General features: G+C 71.0%; 16 protein-coding genes and 1 pseudogene. 2 read left to right on the top strand and 15 right to left on the bottom strand.

Translation table 11 applies throughout. The annotated features are described in order from the left end of the window. Positions 1-183: 183 nt before the first annotated feature. Entirely contained in the window at positions 184-621 is a 438-nt protein-coding gene (locus tag ACFWRV_RS35410; RefSeq protein WP_384340151.1) for an SPW repeat protein, read from the top strand. A gap of 326 nt (positions 622-947) precedes the next feature. On the opposite strand, the gene ACFWRV_RS35405 is transcribed toward ACFWRV_RS35410, so the two are convergent. The 12 genes from ACFWRV_RS35405 to ACFWRV_RS35350 form a co-directional block, all read right to left on the bottom strand. Further along, positions 948-3,800, bottom strand: coding sequence for a DEAD/DEAH box helicase (locus ACFWRV_RS35405; RefSeq protein ID WP_384340149.1), 2,853 nt, complete (start codon positions 3,798-3,800; stop codon positions 948-950). A 70-nt stretch (positions 3,801-3,870) separates the two neighbouring features. After that, complete coding sequence (locus ACFWRV_RS35400) at positions 3,871-4,764, bottom strand: diacylglycerol kinase (RefSeq protein ID WP_384340147.1); 894 nt, start codon at positions 4,762-4,764, stop codon at positions 3,871-3,873. Positions 4,765-4,782: 18 nt separating this feature from the next. Further along, positions 4,783-5,748, bottom strand: coding sequence for a twin-arginine translocase subunit TatC (gene tatC, locus ACFWRV_RS35395; protein ID WP_384340145.1), 966 nt, complete (start codon positions 5,746-5,748; stop codon positions 4,783-4,785). A 49-nt stretch (positions 5,749-5,797) separates the two neighbouring features. Continuing rightward, positions 5,798-6,094: a Sec-independent protein translocase subunit TatA gene (tatA, locus tag ACFWRV_RS35390; RefSeq protein WP_384340143.1), complete on the bottom strand. Its 297-nt coding sequence runs from the start codon at positions 6,092-6,094 to the stop codon at positions 5,798-5,800. A gap of 218 nt (positions 6,095-6,312) precedes the next feature. Beyond that, complete coding sequence (locus ACFWRV_RS35385) at positions 6,313-6,510, bottom strand: hypothetical protein (RefSeq protein ID WP_006123367.1); 198 nt, start codon at positions 6,508-6,510, stop codon at positions 6,313-6,315. Between the two features lie 61 nt (positions 6,511-6,571). Beyond that, a complete protein-coding gene (locus ACFWRV_RS35380) occupies positions 6,572-6,883 on the bottom strand; it encodes a hypothetical protein (protein ID WP_384340141.1) in 312 nt (103 codons plus the stop codon). 23 nt (positions 6,884-6,906) lie between these two features. Next, on the bottom strand, positions 6,907-7,863 hold the full coding sequence (locus ACFWRV_RS35375; protein ID WP_384340139.1) for a helix-turn-helix transcriptional regulator: 957 nt from the start codon (positions 7,861-7,863) through the stop codon (positions 6,907-6,909). A 13-nt stretch (positions 7,864-7,876) separates the two neighbouring features. Beyond that, on the bottom strand, positions 7,877-8,830 hold the full coding sequence (locus ACFWRV_RS35370; protein ID WP_384340138.1) for a helix-turn-helix transcriptional regulator: 954 nt from the start codon (positions 8,828-8,830) through the stop codon (positions 7,877-7,879). A gap of 160 nt (positions 8,831-8,990) precedes the next feature. After that, entirely contained in the window at positions 8,991-9,362 is a 372-nt protein-coding gene (locus tag ACFWRV_RS35365; RefSeq protein WP_384340136.1) for an FKBP-type peptidyl-prolyl cis-trans isomerase, read from the bottom strand. 84 nt (positions 9,363-9,446) lie between these two features. Continuing rightward, positions 9,447-10,427, bottom strand: a complete 981-nt coding sequence (locus ACFWRV_RS35360; RefSeq protein WP_384340134.1) for an FKBP-type peptidyl-prolyl cis-trans isomerase — start codon at positions 10,425-10,427, stop codon at positions 9,447-9,449. A 153-nt stretch (positions 10,428-10,580) separates the two neighbouring features. Continuing rightward, positions 10,581-11,942: a Pup--protein ligase gene (gene pafA / locus ACFWRV_RS35355; protein WP_384340132.1), complete on the bottom strand. Its 1,362-nt coding sequence runs from the start codon at positions 11,940-11,942 to the stop codon at positions 10,581-10,583. Positions 11,943-11,951: 9 nt separating this feature from the next. Beyond that, a complete protein-coding gene (locus tag ACFWRV_RS35350; protein ID WP_384340130.1) occupies positions 11,952-13,211 on the bottom strand; it encodes an MFS transporter in 1,260 nt (419 codons plus the stop codon). 134 nt (positions 13,212-13,345) lie between these two features. Between ACFWRV_RS35350 and ACFWRV_RS35345 the strand changes: the two genes are divergently transcribed. Then, a complete protein-coding gene (locus ACFWRV_RS35345) occupies positions 13,346-14,380 on the top strand; it encodes a LacI family DNA-binding transcriptional regulator (protein ID WP_384340129.1) in 1,035 nt (344 codons plus the stop codon). Positions 14,381-14,423: 43 nt separating this feature from the next. Here the strand turns inward: ACFWRV_RS35345 and prcA are convergent, their stop codons facing one another. From prcA to ACFWRV_RS35330, 3 genes and pseudogenes are all read right to left on the bottom strand, one after another. After that, a complete protein-coding gene (gene prcA, locus ACFWRV_RS35340; protein WP_384340127.1) occupies positions 14,424-15,215 on the bottom strand; it encodes a proteasome subunit alpha in 792 nt (263 codons plus the stop codon). Between the two features lie 58 nt (positions 15,216-15,273). Beyond that, positions 15,274-16,119 (bottom strand): proteasome subunit beta, encoded by an 846-nt coding sequence (gene prcB, locus ACFWRV_RS35335; RefSeq protein ID WP_384340126.1) that lies wholly within the window; start codon positions 16,117-16,119, stop codon positions 15,274-15,276. Next, a pseudogene (locus ACFWRV_RS35330) lies at positions 16,071-16,263 on the bottom strand (endonuclease domain-containing protein); the annotation flags it as partial. The pseudogene ACFWRV_RS35330 and the gene prcB, both read right to left, overlap by 49 nt. Positions 16,264-16,412: the final 149 nt, after the last annotated feature.

Genomic DNA, 16,412 nt, shown 5'->3' with positions numbered 1-16,412 from the left:
GGGGCTCCGCCGTCACCGCCGCGGCTTCCCGCCCCTCGTCGTGCGCGGGCCCGGGAATCCCCGCCAAAACATTGTCCGAAATGTTCACATAAGCGCCAGATAAGCGCACTATGGGGATAAGGGTGCCTGCCGCATCCATCCGCACGGCGGCGGGGCCCGCGGCACCGAAGGAGACGAAATCTCATGAGCAACGTCTCACACGCGAGGAGTGACATATCGGGCCACCCCGATGCCTCCGAGATGCGTGCGCGGTACGACCGCGTGATGGGCGGTCGTGATGTGGCGCTGGTGGACGCGCCGGTGTTCCTCGTCGGCCTCTACTGTGCCGTTTCCCCGTGGGTGCTCCACTTCACGGCGAACCAGCCGGCCCTGGTCACGCACAACCTGGTGATGGGGATCGCCATCGCCGTACTGGCCCTCGGCTTCACGGCGATGCCCGAGCGCATGTACGGCCTCAGCTGGGCGATCTGCGCCATGGGTGCGTGGATCATCGTCTCGACCTGGGTGGTGGGCAACAGCCCGGACGTGGGGATCGTGATCAACAACATCGTCGTCGGCGGACTGACGATACTGCTGGGCATGGTCTGCGCGGGAGCAGCGGCCAAGACCCGCAGCACGTAACCCCGCGCCCGCCCTGCTAGGCCCCGGGCCCCCTCCACCGTTCGAGGAGCGGGCTCCGGGGCAGAGCCGCACCTCCAGCCCCTCCGGCGTTTGAGGAGCGGGGTCCGGGGCGGAGCCGCCCCCGTCCATCCCCTCCACCGTTCGAGGAGCGGGCTCCTGGACAGAGCCGCCCCCTCCCAGCCCTCCGCCGTTCGAGGAGCGGGCTCCGGGGCAGAGCCGCACCTCCAGCCCCTCCGGCGTTCGAGGAGCGGGGTCCGGGGCGGAGCCCCGGTTTCGGGAAGGGGCGGGGAGGGGACACGCCCGCCGCAGGCGCCCCCTCGGCCCGGTCACCCGACCGAGCTGTACGCCACGACCCCCCGCAACACCGCATCCACCGCCTTACGCGCATTCTTCGCCACGCCAGAAGCACCGGCCCCGGCCCCCGCCCCCGCATCCCGAGGAGCCGCCGCAGCCACCTGCCCCAGCACATCGATCACCTGCTTGCACCACCGCACGAAGTCCCCCGCCGGCATCTCCGCCTCGCGCAGCACCTCGTCCAGCGTCCGGCCGGAGGCCCACATGTAGACCGCCCAGGCGAAGCCGAGATCGGGCTCGCGCTGCCCGACCCCCTCCGTCTGGTTGATCTTGAAGTCCTCCTCCAGGGCGTCCAGCCGCCCCCAGATCCGCACCATCTCGCCCATGGCGACCTTGGCAGGCCCGGACGGCAGCTTCGGCGCGACCGCGTCATCGGCCTGCCGCGCCTCGTAGACCAACGCCGAGACACAAGCAGCCAGTTCAGCGGGGTTGAGCCCTTCCCAGACCCCCTCCCGCAGGCACTCGCTGGCGAGCAGGTCCAGCTCCCCGTAGAGCCGGGCCAGTCGCCGCCCGTTCGCGGTGACCTCGTTGCCCCGGAGATAGTCCAGCTCGGTCAGGAGCGCGACGATCCGGTCGAAGGTCCGGGCGATCGTGTTCGTCCGCCCCTCGATCCGCTTCTCCAACTGCCGGGTGTCCCGCTCGAGCCGGTGGTAGCGCTCGGCCCACCGCGCGTGGTCCTCCCGCTCGTCGCACCCGTGGCACGGATGGGCGCGCAGCTCGGTCCGCAGCCGGGCGATCTCGCGGTCGTCGGCGGCCGGCGCCCGCCCCTTGCGGTGCCGGTCGGGCACGATGTGCCCGGCCTTGGACCGCAGCGCCGAGGCCAGATCGCGCCGGGACTGCGGCGAGCGCGGGTTGAACGACTTCGGAACGCGCATCCGCTCCAGCGCCTCCACCGGCACCGGGAAGTCCATCGAGGCAAGGCGCTTGACCTGCCGCTCGGCGGTCAGCACCAGCGGCCGCGGCCCGTCGTGGTGGTCGAACCCGCGATGCCCGTTGGCCCGCCCGGCCGGCAGCCCCGGGTCCAGCACGAGCGCCAGCCCCGCGAACTTCCCCGTCGGCACATGGATGACATCACCCGGCTTCAGCTTCTCCAGCGAGGAGGCCGCCGCCGCCCGCCGCTGCGCGGCGCCCTGCTTGGCCAGCTCCGTCTCGCGGTCCTTGAGGTCGCGCCGCAGGCGCGCGTACTCCTCGAAGTCGCCGAGGTGGCAGGTCATGCCCTCCTGGTAGCCCTCCAGGCCCTCCTCGTTGCGCTGCACCTGGCGTGAGATCCCCACGACGGACTTGTCCGCCTGGAACTGGGCGAACGAGGTCTCCAGCAGCTCCCGCGACCTGTGCCGCCCGAACTGCTGCACCAGATTGACCGCCATGTTGTACGAGGGGCGGAAGCTGGAGCGCAGCGGATACGTCCGCGTGCCCGCGAGGCCGGCCAGCGCCGTCGGGTCCATGCCACGCTGCCACAGGACCACCGCATGGCCCTCGACGTCGATGCCACGGCGTCCGGCCCGGCCGGTGAGCTGGGTGTACTCGCCGGGGGTGATGTCGGCGTGCTGCTCGCCGTTCCACTTGACGAGCTTCTCCAGCACCACCGAGCGCGCGGGCATGTTGATGCCGAGCGCCAGGGTCTCGGTGGCGAAGACGGCCTTCACCAGCCCCCGTACGAACAGCTCCTCGACGACCTCCTTGAAGGTCGGGAGCATGCCCGCGTGGTGGGCGGCGATGCCCCGCTCCAGGCCTTCGAGCCACTCGTAGTAGCCCAGGACGTGCAGGTCCTCGCCGGGGATGGACGCGGTCCGCTCCTCGACGATCTCGCGGACCAGCCGGCGCTTGTCCTCGTCGTTGAGCCGGAGTCCGGCGTACAGACACTGCTGCACGGCGGCCTCGCAGCCCGCGCGGCTGAAGATGAAGGTGATGGCGGGCAGCAGACCCTCATTGTCCAGCCGGTCGATCACCTCGGGCCTGCCGGGCGTCCAGATCCGGCCGCGCTGCCGCCGCTCGCGCTCGCGGTCGGCCTCGCGCACCATCTTGCCCCGGCGGCGGTCGCGGGGGTTGTAGACGTTCTGGCTCTCCTGCCGGGCGAGCCGGACGAGGTCCGGATTGACCTCGCGGCGCCCCGCGCCCCGGCCACCGTGGTCGGTGGCCTCCTCGAAGAGGTCGTACATCTTGCGGCCGGCCATCACGTGCTGCCACAGCGGCACCGGGCGGTGCTCGGAGACGATCACCTCGGTGTCGCCGCGCACGGTGTCCAGCCAGTCGCCGAACTCCTCCGCGTTGGAGACGGTCGCCGACAGGGAGACCAGCGTCACGGACTCCGGGAGGTGGATGATCACTTCCTCCCACACCGCACCCCGGAAGCGGTCGGAGAGGTAGTGCACCTCGTCCATGACCACGTAGCCGAGACCGGACAGGGACTGGGAGCCCGCGTACAGCATGTTCCGCAGGACCTCGGTGGTCATCACGACCACCGGCGCCTCGGAGTTGACGCTGTTGTCGCCGGTCAGCAGGCCGACCTTGTCGGCGCCGTACCGCTTGACCAGATCGGCGAACTTCTGGTTGGAGAGCGCCTTGATCGGCGTGGTGTAGAAGCACTTGCGGCCCTGCTCCAGGGCCAGGTGCACGGCGAACTCGCCGACGATCGTCTTGCCCGACCCCGTCGGGGCCGCGACCAGCACCCCCTTGCCCGCCTCCAGGGCCTGGCACGCCTCGATCTGGAACGGGTCCAGTCCGAACTCGTACATCTCCCGGAAGGGCCCGAGGGCCGTCGCCATCTCGGCCGCACGGGCCCGGGATGCCTGGTATCGCTCAGCTGGTGAGAGGTCCTCTGTCATCTTGGCTACGAGCCTACCCGTCACCTCTGACACTCAGCCCGATCTTTAAATCCCCTTGGTCCTCCACCGGTCAGCGCCCGGTGAGCACCCGCACGGCCCCCGGTACGCAGGTCGCGGTCAGCGGCAGCGGCCCCAGCGGCTCGCCATCCGCGTACGCCGTGATCCCGGTCGCCGCCAGCTCGATCGAGGAGACCCGGTGCACGGTGACGGCGGGGTGGCCCAGGTGCGTGCCCCGGTAGACCTTCGGGAACACCTTGAGGAGCGTGGTGCGGGTGCACTCCCCCACCACCGTCACGTCGAAGAGCCCGTCGTCCATCTCGGCGTCGGCGCAGATGCGCATGCCTCCGCCGTACGTGGTTCCGTTGCCCACCGCGATGAGGGTGGCCTCGATCTCGACGGCCTCTCCCCCGTCGAGCCGGATCCGGTACGGGATCGGCCTGAAGGCGGCCAGTTCGGCGAGGATCGCGAGGTCGTACTTGAACCGGCCGCCGACGAAGCGCATCCGGTTGCCCCGGTCGTTGACCCGGGAGTCGAACCCGGAGGCGAGGACCGAGCCGAACCAGCGGTTCCCGACCCGCCCGAGGTCGATGTCGCGGTGGCTGCCGTCCTTGAGCGCCCGCGCGGCCAGCCGTCCGGCGGCGGCCGGGTCGCGGATCGGCAGACCCAGCGCGCGGGCGAAGTCGTTGCCGGTGCCGACGGCGACAACCCCGAGGGGAGTGTCGGTCCCGGCGACAGCCTGGAGGGCGAGGGACATCAGCCCGTCCCCGCCCACGGCTATCAGCGCCCCGGTCCCCGCGGCGACGGCCTCACGGGCCCGGCGCAGGGCGTCGTCGGCGTCCTCGCCGAGCACCGTACGGACGGAGAATCCGGCGTCCCGCAACGCGGAAGCGGCCGGCTGCGCGGCGTGCGCGCCCCGGCCGCGTCCTGCGGTGGGATTGACGAAAAGGGTGATCTCGCTGGTCACCCGCCGGACCCTACAAGGTCAGGTGACGTCGTCGTAACCGTTCAGCCGGTGCGATCCGGGCCTGTCCGCCTCACCGGAGGACTGCCCCGGGAGCGCCGGGCGGGAGGAGGGGACGCTCTCCACGCTGCCGACGGGCTCGGGCGTCAGATCCAGATCCGATGCCTCGTCGTCGCTCAGCTCGGCGTCGGGGTTGTTGCGGTTGCGGCGCTTGTCGTTCACCAGGGAGAAACCGACGGCGACGAAGTACAGGAGGGCGAGCGGCCCCGCGAGGAGCAGCATGGAAATGGGTTCGCCGCCGGGGGTCGCGATGGCCGCGAAGGCGGTGAGGCCGATGATCATGCCGCGCCACCAGGACAGCATCCGCTTCCCGGAGACGAGACCCGTCATGTTCAGCGCGATGAGGAGAAGCGGCAACTCGAACGCGAGCCCGAAGACGATCACCATGCGGACGAGCAGGTCCAGATAGCTGTCGAGCCCGATCTGGTTCTGCACGTCGTCCGGGCTGAAGCCGAGCATGATCTCGGCGGTCTGCGGCAGGATCGCGTAGGCGAGGTAGCCGCCGGACAGGAAGAGCGGCGCGCCGACGACGGCGAAGGCGTAGGCGTAGCGCTTCTCGCCCTTGTGCAGCCCCGGGGCGACGAAGGCCCACAGCTGGTAGAGCCAGACCGGCGTCGCCAGCAGCACACCGGACATCAGCGCGACCTTGAGCGCGTTGGTGAACGGTCCGATCAGCGTGTCGGTCTTCAGCAGGGCGCAGGACTTCCCGTCGACGGTGGTGACCACACCGTTCTGGCAACCGACGGATTCCTGGATGGGGGCCAGAAGGAACTCGTAGATCTCCTTCTGGTAGAACGCCGCGACGATCATCACGAGGACGATCGCGAGCACGGCCTTCAGCAGCCGGTTACGCAGCTCACGCAGGTGATCGAGGAGAGGCATCCGCCCCTCTTCGTCCTTCTCCTGCTTGCGGGCAGACTTGAGCAACCCACTTCCCTCGTCTCGTGCGGCGGCCGTCGGCGGAGCGCGACAGCGGTCAGCTCTGGGTGGTGGGCTTGGCCTCGTTGACCGGGCGGGAGCTGGTGACGTCTCCCGGCGCGGCCTGGATGGTGCGCGCGGTGGTGGACTGCGGGGGCACCGTGTCCTCGACGGTCTCCGTCGTGGGCGTCGTGGTCGCCGCGTCGTCCTTCTTCATGGCCTTGGCCTCGCTCTTGAGGATGCGGGCCGACTTGCCGAGCGAGCGCGCCATGTCGGGAAGCTTCTTGGCACCGAAGAGCAGCAGGATGACAGCGATGATCAGAACGATCTCGAGGGGCTTCAGATTGCCGATCATGTGCGACTTCCTTCTCACTGAGGCGGCTGGTGGGTGGGCTCGCTACCCGTTCGACCGGGCATACGTCCGATCGTTGCGCTTGGCAGCGATCGTAACCCGCAGGGGTAAACGCGAGGCAATGCCCGTGCGTACTCCGGCTTGCGGCCCGCACCTCCCTGCCTGGGCCGACCCTTGCAGCGTACCTCCCCGATGGTGTCGAACATCAGGCCCCGGGCTCGTTATCGCAGGCCGTCGCCGGTGGCCGCGAGGCGGGTGGCGGCCCGTTCGAGATCTTCCGACGCCCGGTTGATGCGCTCGGTGGTGTCGGTGACCTGTCGGCCGAGACGCTGGGCCTCGACGAAGACCTTGATGCCGAGCACCCCGAGCACGGCGATGCCCAGGAATCCGAGGGCGATGGCGAGCATGGGCCAGAACATTCGGCGGTCCCTCTTCCTACGGGCTTCGTACGGGGCTTCCGACGGGCGCTGCGGTCGGGTGCTACAGGGCGGTGTGCAGGCGCAGGGTCCGTACGCCGCCGCCGGTGAGCAGTTCGATGATGCGCTCCCCGGCGGGCTTGCGGACCGAGGCGCCGCACGCGGGGCAGGTGAAGGTGTAGAAGGTGGTGCGGCTGGTGGCGCCGATCGCCAGGCGCAGTGCCGCGGCGGCCAGCTCGAAGCGCCCCCGGCAGTCGGGGCAGGCGGCTCGGAAGCGCACGGCGGCGGGTACCGGCACCGGGACGGGTCCGGTGCCGGGCAGGGACGCCGGGCGGATCCCGGTGGCGGTGGCCGGATACAGGGGCGTCCGGTGCATCGTCGTCTCCCCTCCCCCGGGTCTCAGAGCGCGTCCTCGTAGGCCGCGAGCGCCTCGCGTGCGGCCTCGCGGGCGCTGTCCGCGAGCTCCGGCGGGGTGACGATGCGGCCGTCGCCGCCCAGGCGCAGGGCGAGCCGGCGCAGCGAGGCCGGGTCCGGGGTGCGCAGGGTGATGCGCAGGCCGCCGTCGGGGAGTTCCTCGGCACAGTCGTGCGGGTAGTACTCGGCGACCCAGCGGCCGCCGGTGCCGACCTCGATCACGACTTCCGGGTCCTCGGCGGCGGGCTGGACCAGTCCGGCGGACAGGTCCCGCAGCTCCAGCTCGGGCGGGGCCGCGGGGGCGTCGAGGAGGCGGATCTCGGCGACCCGGTCCAGCCGGAAGGTCCGGCGGGCCTCGGAGAGCCGGCACCAGCCCTCCATGTAGGTGTGTCCGACGGCGAAGAGCCGGATCGGGTCGACCTCGCGCTCGGTGAGTTCGTCGCGGGCGGGCGAGTAGTAGCGCAGCCAGAGCCGGCGGCGCTCGGAGATGGCCCGGTCGACGTCGGCGAAGACGCCGCCCTCCGCCTCGAAGGTCACCGAGAGCCGGGAGCTGGCCGCGCCGGACTCGCCGGCGGCCGTCTCCAGCTTGGCGGTGGCGCGGACGAGGGCCAGCCGGTCGCTCTCGCGCAGGCCGGGCAGGGTGGCGACGGCGCGGGCGGCGACGAGCAGCGCGGTGGCCTCGTCGGCGGCGAGCCGGAGCGGCTCGGCGACGTCGTCCGGGTTGTGCCACCAGATCCGGTCGCCGTCGGTGTCGATGTCGAGGAGGTCGCCGCCGCGGAAGCTGGTGCCGCACATGGGCAGGACGTCGAGGTCCGAGATCAGCTCGTCCTCGGTGATCCCGAAGGCCCGTGCCACGTCCTGGACGTGGGCGCCGGGGCGCTCGCGCAGATACGTCACCAGGGACAGCATCCGGCGGGTCTGGTCGATCGCGTTCGTGGCCATCGTTTCCCTGCCCCTAGTCCTTGGCCACGGCGCGGAGCCGGTCCACCACATCGGCCCGCAGATCGGCGGGTTCCTCCACGACGACGTCCGGGCCGAATTCGACGAGCCAGGCGTCGAGGCCGTGCCCGTACGGGATCTCCAGCTCGTCCCAGCCGTCGCCGCGGTCCCGCACGGCTGTGGCGCGGGAGCGCAGCGGGTAGCCGGCGCCGGCGCGCAGCCTGATCCGGGCGGTACGGGTCGCGGTCTCGCCGGCCCAGCTCTCGACGGTCTCGCGGACGGTGACCACGTCGGGCACCTCGGCGCTGAAGGCCCCGGCGCGGGAGCGGACCTTGCCGGTGATCCGGGAGAGCCGGAAGACGCGTTCCGCGCCCCGCTCGCGGTCCCAGCCGGCGAGGTACCAGTGGCCGCGCCAGCATTCGAGGGTCCAGGGTTCGACCTGGCGCTGCTCGGCGCGGGCGGAGTTGGCCTTGCGGTAGTCGAAGGTGACGGGGCGGCGGTCGCGGCAGGCCAGCATCAGGGGCTCGAAGGCGGCCTCGTGGACGGGGATGCGGGGTTCGAGGGCGCTGTGCACCTCGTAGGCGTCCTCGGCCTCGGGCATGCCGGCGGCCCGCAGCTTCTGGAGAGCGCCGCTGGCGGCCCCGGCGAGGCGGGCCTGCTGCCAGACCTTGGCGGCCAGGCCGAGGGCGGCGGCCTCCTCGGCGTCCAGGGTGATGGGGGGCAGCCGGTTGCTGTCGCGGCGGGCCAGGTAGCCGGTGTCGCCGTCGAGGTTCTCGACGGTCTCGATGACGAGGCCGAGTTCGCGCAGATCGTCCTTGTCGCGCTCGAACATCCGGTTGAAGGAGTCGTCGGAGCCCGCTTCGAGGTAGGCCTCGATGGATTCGCGGAGCTCGCGCTTGCTGAGCGGGCGCCGGGTCCCCAGCAGGCACAGCGCGAGGTTCATCAACCGCTCGGCCTTGGCAATCGCCATCGACGCCCTTTCTCCGGTGCTCTACGACGGTCGACCGTACCGCCCCGGGGTGTGAGGCTCCAAAGCCGGGCCGTCGGCCGGAGAGCGGAGAGGGGTCCTCCGGGCAGCAGTGAGGGCCCCCGCCGTGCGGCGGGGGCCCTCATGCGCGCGAGCGGACGGATCAGACCGCGACGAGGTCGCAGACGAAGATCAGCGTCTCGCCGGGGGCGATCTTGCCGCCGGCGCCGCGGTCGCCGTAGGCCAGGTGCGCGGGGATGGTCAGCTGGCGACGGCCGCCGACCTTCATGCCCTGCACGCCCTTGTCCCAGCCGGAGATGACCTGGCCGGCACCGAGCTGGAACTGCAGCGGGGTGCCGCGGTTCCAGGAGGCGTCGAACTCCTCACCGGTGGAGAAGGACACGCCCACGTAGTGGACGGAGACGGTCTGGCCGGCCTGGGCCACCGCGCCGTCGCCCTCCCAGATGTCCTTGATCTCCAGATCGGCCGGCGGCTCGCCACCCGGGAAGTCGACCTCGGGCTTCTCGATGCTCACTGAACTGCTCCTAAAGAATCTTGGGGAAAAACCCCACAAGTCTCGCACGGGTCACCCCGCCGCTCGGACCGTACCGAGGATGTCTCAGACGGTTCCGAGGATGTCGACGACGAAGACCAGGCTGTTCTTGGCCAGCTGGCTCGAGGGGTCGGCGCCGTAGGCCTGGTTCGGCGGGATGGTCAGCAGGACACGGTCGCCGACGTGCTTGCCGACCAGTCCCTTGTCCCAGCCCTGGATGACGCCGCCGACGCCGATCGGGAAGGCGGTCGCGCCACCGTTGTCCCAGGAGGAGTCGAACTTCTTGCCGTCCTCCCACTTCACACCGGTGTACTGGACGACGAGGCCCTCACCTGCCTTGACCGCGGCCCCGTCGCCCTTGATCAGCACCTGCTCCTGGAGGTCCTTGGGGGCCTTCTCACCCTTGGGGATGGTGATGGTCGCGGCCTTCTGGGAGGCGGCCTTCACCTCGGGCGTCCCGGCCTCGCTCGCGGCCTGGGTCCCCTTGGCCTCGCCCTTCTTGTCGACCTTCTTGGCGTTGACGATGTCGACGACCCAGACCAGGGGGTCGGTGGGCTTGATCCCGGACTGCGGGTTCAGCTGCTCGCCGACGATCGCCTCGGCCGTGCCTTCGACCTGGACCCGGCTGCCGACCTTGTGACCGGTCAGCGCCTCCGCGACCTTGGTCGGCAGCATCTGCCCCTGCTGGCCGACCTCCTGCACGACCTGGGCACGGGGGGCCTTCGGGTCGGCGCCCTGTCGCTGGGCCCAGGTGGAGCCGAGCGCCTCGATGTTGCCGGCGAAGTCCAGGCGGACGATGTCGCCCTTCTTCACCTCGGCGCCGTCACCGGTCGAGACGTCGCTCGCCACGACCTCGTCGGACACCTTGGCGCCCTTGGGCATCTCGATCTTGGGCTCGGCGCCGAACTTCCCGGAGACCTCGGCGACGGCATCCGAGTTCTTCGGTGCGGCGTCGTCCTTGGAATCGGAACCGCAGGCGGCGGTGATCAGCAGAGCGGGCACGGCCAGGACAGCGGCGGCACGCCGGGCAGTTTTCGTGGGGATCATCAGTCCAACTCGCGTAGGGGGCTCCGGGCACTCCCGCCACTCTACGACTTCGCCCCAGCGGCATCACGGGTACCGACACGGCTGTACGCCGGGGCGAGCCGCCCCGGCGTACAATGTGGCGCTTTTCCCGCGGTTCCCCGCGGACCGGCCCGGTCACATGCCGGCGATCAGCTTCTCCACCCGCTCGTCCACGGACCGGAACGGGTCCTTGCACAGCACCGTGCGCTGCGCCTGGTCGTTGAGCTTGAGGTGGACCCAGTCGACGGTGAAGTCCCTCCGCTGCTCCTGGGCCCGGCGGATGAAGTCGCCGCGCAACCGCGCCCGGGTGGTCTGCGGGGGCACCGACTTGCCCTCGAAGATCTTCAGGTCGTTGCAGATGCGGGCCGTCTGCCCCTTCTTCTCCAGGAGATAGAAGAGACCGCGGCGGCGGTGGATGTCGTGGTAGGCGAGGTCTATCTGGGCGACCCGCGGATTCGACATCGTCATGTTGTGCTTGGCCCGGTACCGCTCGATGAGCTTGTACTTCATGACCCAGTCGATCTCGGTGTCGATCCGGTCGAGGTCCTCGGCCTCGATCGCGTCCAAGGCGCGGCCCCACAGCTCCAGGACCTGGTCGACGGTGCCGGTGCGGATGCCCCGGCGCTCGACGAAGTCCACGGCCTTCTCGTAGTACTCCCGCTGGACCTCGATCGCCGAGGCCTCGCGGCCGCTGGCCAGACGGACCTTGCGCTGCCCCGTGAGGTCGTGGCTGACCTCGCGGATCGCCCGGATCGGGTTCTCCAGGGTCAGGTCGCGCATCACCGTGCCCGCCTCGATCATGCGGAGCACCAGGTCGGTGGCGCCGACCTTGAGCAGCATGGTCGTCTCGGACATGTTCGAGTCACCGACGATGACGTGGAGGCGGCGGTACCGCTCGGCGTCGGCGTGGGGTTCGTCACGGGTGTTGATGATCGGCCGGGAGCGGGTGGTCGCGGAGCTGACGCCCTCCCAGATGTGCTCGGCGCGCTGGCTGACGCAGTAGACCGCGCCACGCGGGGTCTGGAGCACCTTGCCGGCGCCACAGATCAGCTGCCTGGTGACGAGGAAGGGAATGAGGATGTCCGCGAGCCGGGAGAATTCTCCGTGCCGGGCCACGAGGTAGTTCTCGTGGCAGCCGTAGGAGTTTCCCGCCGAGTCGGTGTTGTTCTTGAAGAGATAGACGTCGCCCGCGATTCCCTCCTCGTGCAGGCGGCGTTCGGCGTCGACGAGCAGGCCTTCGAGAATGCGCTCGCCCGCCTTGTCGTGCGTGACCAGCTCGGTCACGTTGTCGCATTCGGGGGTTGCATATTCCGGATGCGATCCCACGTCGAGGTAGAGGCGGGCGCCGTTCCGCAGAAAGACGTTGCTGCTGCGGCCCCATGACACAACACGGCGGAAGAGGTAGCGCGCCACTTCGTCAGGTGACAGTCGGCGCTGTCCCCTGAACGTGCACGTGACGCCGTACTCGTTCTCCAGCCCGAAAATGCGGCGGTCCATGACTGAACATTACGCCTTATGGCCCGAGCTGAAACCGGGTTCGACGGCACCGTTTCGATCATTTTCCGATCCCGTCACGACGGCGGCCGTACGGACGGGAGCCGCGAGGAGCTTCCCGGTGGCCAGCAGGACCACCAGGGCGGCCACTCCACCGGCCCCCGCGACGGCGAAGCTCCAGGCGGTCGAGCCGAGTTCGACGGCCGGTCCGGCGACTGCCGTGCCGAGCGCGGCGCCTACGCCGAACGTGGTGACGAGCCAGGAGAACGCCTCGGTCACCGTGCCGCGCGGGGCGTGCCGGTCGACCACGATGAAGGAGCAGGCGATGGCCGGTGCGAGGAACACTCCGGCCAGGGCCGCGAGGGCGGTCATGACGGGCACCGAGGGGGTGAGCGTCAGCGGCAGATAGCCCAGCGCCAGCAGTCCCACGATGACCCGCAGCCGCTTCTCGGGGGCGCCGGCCCACTGCCGCGCCCCGTAGACCAGGCCGCCGATCAGCGCGCCGAGGCCGAGCGCGGCCATCAGCCAGCCGTACACCGACTCCCGGCCGTGGTCGTCGGCGTACGCCACCCCGGCCACGGTGATGGAGCCGAGGGCGAGCCCGACGAAGAAGAACGCGCCGAGGAGCGCGAGGAGACCGGGCGAGCGCAGGGCGCCGAGCCAGTGCGCCTCGCGGGGCGCGGAACGCCAGGTGCGCGAGGGTTCGGACAGGACGACCGACAGGGCGCCGAGGACGCCGATGGCGTTGATGACGAGCAGGGCGGCGGCCGGGGACCAGAGCGAGACGAGCAGGGTCACCAGGAGCGGACCGACGGTGAACATGATCTCCTGCGCCACGGCGTCCATGGCGTAGGCCCGGTGCACCTGGCCCTCGCCCTTGAGGACGCTGGGCCACAGGGCCCGCAGACCGCCCTCCAGGGGCGGTGTGGCGACTCCGGCGATGATGACGGCGAGGTAGGCCAGCGGAAGCGATCCGAGGCCGGTGAGGGCCAGCAGGGACATGCCGAGCGCGGAGACCACGGCGGCCGGCAGTTGGACGCGCGGCTGCCCGTACAGGTCCACCGCGCGGCCGAGCAGCGGCTGCCCGACGGCGGTGGCAAGACCGTAGGCGGCGGCGAGCGCGCCGGCCAGCGTGTAGCTGCCGCCCTCCGCCCGGGTGAACAGCACGATCGCGATGTGCGCGGTGCCGTTGGGCAGCCGCCCCACCAGGGTGCCCGTCAGCAGCCGGGCGGCATGCCGCGCCCGGAGGATGTCCAGATATCCCGCGGCCATTCCCGCCCCTCTCCGCCCCGGCCGACGGTGCGCCCGCCGAAGTGTTACGTATAACGTCGAGGCTCATACGTACCATGTGCGCAGTTCGCGGGTCCACCCCGCGGCGTCACGGAACATCCCGCACGGAGGCACGAGTGACCAGCGCACAGCAGCCCGTCCCCGCCCGGCCCACCAGCCGCGACGTGGCCCGTGCGGCAGGCGTCTCCCAGGCGACGGTCTCCCTGGTCCTCGGCGGGAAGTGGCCGGGCCGGGTGTCGGAGGTCACGGCACAGCGGGTCCGGGACGCGGCGGCGGAGCTCGGCTACCGCCCCAATCTGGCCGCCCGCAGTCTGCGGCTCGGCCGGACCAGGACCGCTCTGCTGGTGGTGCCCGCGCTGACCAACGAGTTCTTCGCCCGGGTGTACGCCGGGGCGGCGGCGCTCGCCGCCGAGCACGACTTCGGCGTGGTGCTCTACCCCTCGCCGGACGGCACGGGCCCGGCCCGGGACCCGTTCGACTCGGCCCGCGCGGCACTCGACGGGGTCATCGCGTCCTCGATGGCCGCCGACGCGCTGGGCGCGCTGCACGGGGCGGATCTGCCGCTGGTGATGCTGGACAGCGACCCCTCGGACACCGGGCCCGCCGCCCATGTGAACCTCGACATCGCCGACGGGATGCGGCAGGTGACGGACCATCTGCTGGGACTCGGGCACCGCCGCTTCCTGCATCTGGCGTCCGCCGTGGACACCTGGACGTTCGCGGTGCGCGCCGAGGCGCTGCACGACGCGGTGGGCGCGGCGGGGGACGCGACGGTGCGCACGGTACGGGCCCCGCTGGACGTGGGGGCGGGGCGCGAGGCGGCCGAACAGGCCCTGGCGGTCACCGGCGAGCGGCCCACCGCGATCGTCTGCGACGACGACATCCTGGCCGCCGGCGCCTGCAAGGCCGCCCGCAGGCTCGGGCTGCGGGTGCCGGACGAGCTGTCGGTCACCGGATTCGACGACCTGGCGCTGGCCACCGCCCTGGAGCCGGAGCTGACCACGGTGCGGCTGCCGGCCGAGCAGGTCGGGGAGCGGGGCATGGAGGCGCTGCTCGCCGTGCTGGACGGCCGGCCCGTCGAGCCGGGCGGCCTGCCGGTCCGGCTGGTCGTACGCGGCTCCACGGCCCCGCCGCCCGCCGTCCGGGCATGACGGCGCCCCCGGGCCGAGGCCCGGGGCGCAACCAGCGCTGCCGCTACTTCTCCGTCTCCTCCGTGGAGTCGGGAGTGCTGTCGGCGTCGTTGTCCTCGGCGTCGGACGGGGCGTCCGTGGGCGTGCTGGCCGCGGCGTCCGTGTCCAGCAGGCGGGCCAGCTGACGGCCGACGATCCGCTTGAACTTGCGCTGCTGGGGGCGGGTACGGTCCAGGACCGCGACCTCCAGGCGCTCGGCCGGGATCTCCCGCTCGCCGCCGCCCGGCTCCCGCGAGAGGGCCTGGACGGCCAGCTTGAGCGCCTCGGCCAGGGTCATGCCGTCGCGGTGGCGCTGGTCGAGGAAGCCGCTGATCTGCTCGGAGTTGCCGCCGACCGCGACCGAGCCGTGCTCGTCCACGATCGAACCGTCGTGCGGCAGCCGGTAGATCTGGTCGCCCTCGGGCGCGCTGCCGACCTCGGCGACCACGAGCTCCACCTCGTACGGCTTCTCGGCCGCACTGGAGAAGATGGTGCCGAGCGTCTGGGCGTAGACGTTGGCCAGCCCACGGGCCGTCACATCGTCCCGGTCGTAGGTGTATCCGCGCAGATCGGCGTAGCGCACGCCGCCGATGCGGAGGTTCTCGTACTCGTTGTACTTGCCGGCGGCGGCGAAGCCGATCCGGTCGTAGATCTCGCTGAACTTGTGGAGTGCGCGGGACGGGTTCTCGCCGACGAACACAATGCCGTCGGCATACTGCAGCACAACGAGGCTGCGACCACGGGCGATGCCCTTGCGGGCGTATTCCGCCCGGTCGGCCATGGCCTGCTGGGGTGAGACATAGAACGGCGTCGACACCGGCTATCCGTCCCTTTCTGTCAGTGACGAGTGCGTCTGGGGAGGCCAGGGGTCCGGATCAGAGCAGCGCGGCGCGCGGGCCGTCGGGCTGCTCGAGTCGGCGTTCCAGGATGGAGCGCGCGATCTCGGAGGACTCCTGGTCGCCCAGCCTCCGGAAGCCTTCGTCGGTGATGACGGTGACGATCGGATAGATACGGCGGGCCACGTCCGGGCCACCGGTCGCCGAGTCGTCGTCCGCCGCGTCGTACAGCGCCTGTACGACCAGGGTGAGAGCCTGCTCCTCCGTCAGGTCCTCGCGGTAGAGCTTCTTCATCGAGCCGCGGGCGAAGATGGACCCGGAGCCGGTGGCGGCGTAGCCGTTCTCCTCGGAGCGGCCGCCGGTGACGTCGTAGGAGAAGATGCGGCCCTTCTCGCGGTCGATGTCGTAGCCGGCGAAGAGGGGAACCACGGCGAGGCCCTGCATGGCCATGGCGAGGTTGGAGCGGATCATGGTGGAGAGCCGGTTGGCCTTGCCCTCCAGGGAGAGCTGGGCTCCCTCGACCTTCTCGAAGTGCTCCAGCTCCAGCTGGAACAGCTTGACCATCTCCACGGCCAGTCCGGCGGTGCCCGCGATGCCCACCGCGGAGTACTCGTCGGCCGGGAAGACCTTCTCGATGTCGCGCTGCGCGATCATGTTGCCCATGGTGGCGCGCCGGTCGCCGGCCAGGACCACGCCGCCGGGGAAGGACGCGGCGACGATGGTCGTCCCGTGCGGCGCCTCGATGGCTCCCTGGAGCGGCGGCAGGCTCCGGTTGCCCGGGAGCATCTCGGGCGACTGGTCGGACAGGAAGTCCATGAACGAGGACGAACCCGGCGTCAGGAAGGCAGCTGGTAGACGCCCGGTGCTACGAGTGTTGGCTTCCACGCGTTTCCCTCCAGGTATGCGATGGCCCTGCGCGAGAGAGTCAGGATCATCCCCCGACTTGCCGATGGCCGAATTGCCGTTGAAGCAAGTACGTACGCCACGGACCCTACCCGCCCCGCGGGAGTGATCCACATGTTCGGCGGGGGTTATCCGCACCGATCCGACGGCCCGTCGATCGGGCCCCGGTAGGGAGTGGGGGGGGGGGGGCGGGGGGGCCCCCCCAGGCGACGCCAACCCAAGCCGGGGGTGATGAGGGGTAACCCAGGTGGGGGAGGGGGGGGGAGAGTACGAGG

Source organism: Streptomyces sp. NPDC058576 (assembly GCF_042718715.1).
In the GTDB taxonomy this organism is placed as follows: domain Bacteria; phylum Actinomycetota; class Actinomycetes; order Streptomycetales; family Streptomycetaceae; genus Streptomyces.
The sequence above is the reverse complement of the archived record's forward strand: the minus strand, read 5'-3'. Positions and strand labels throughout refer to the sequence as shown.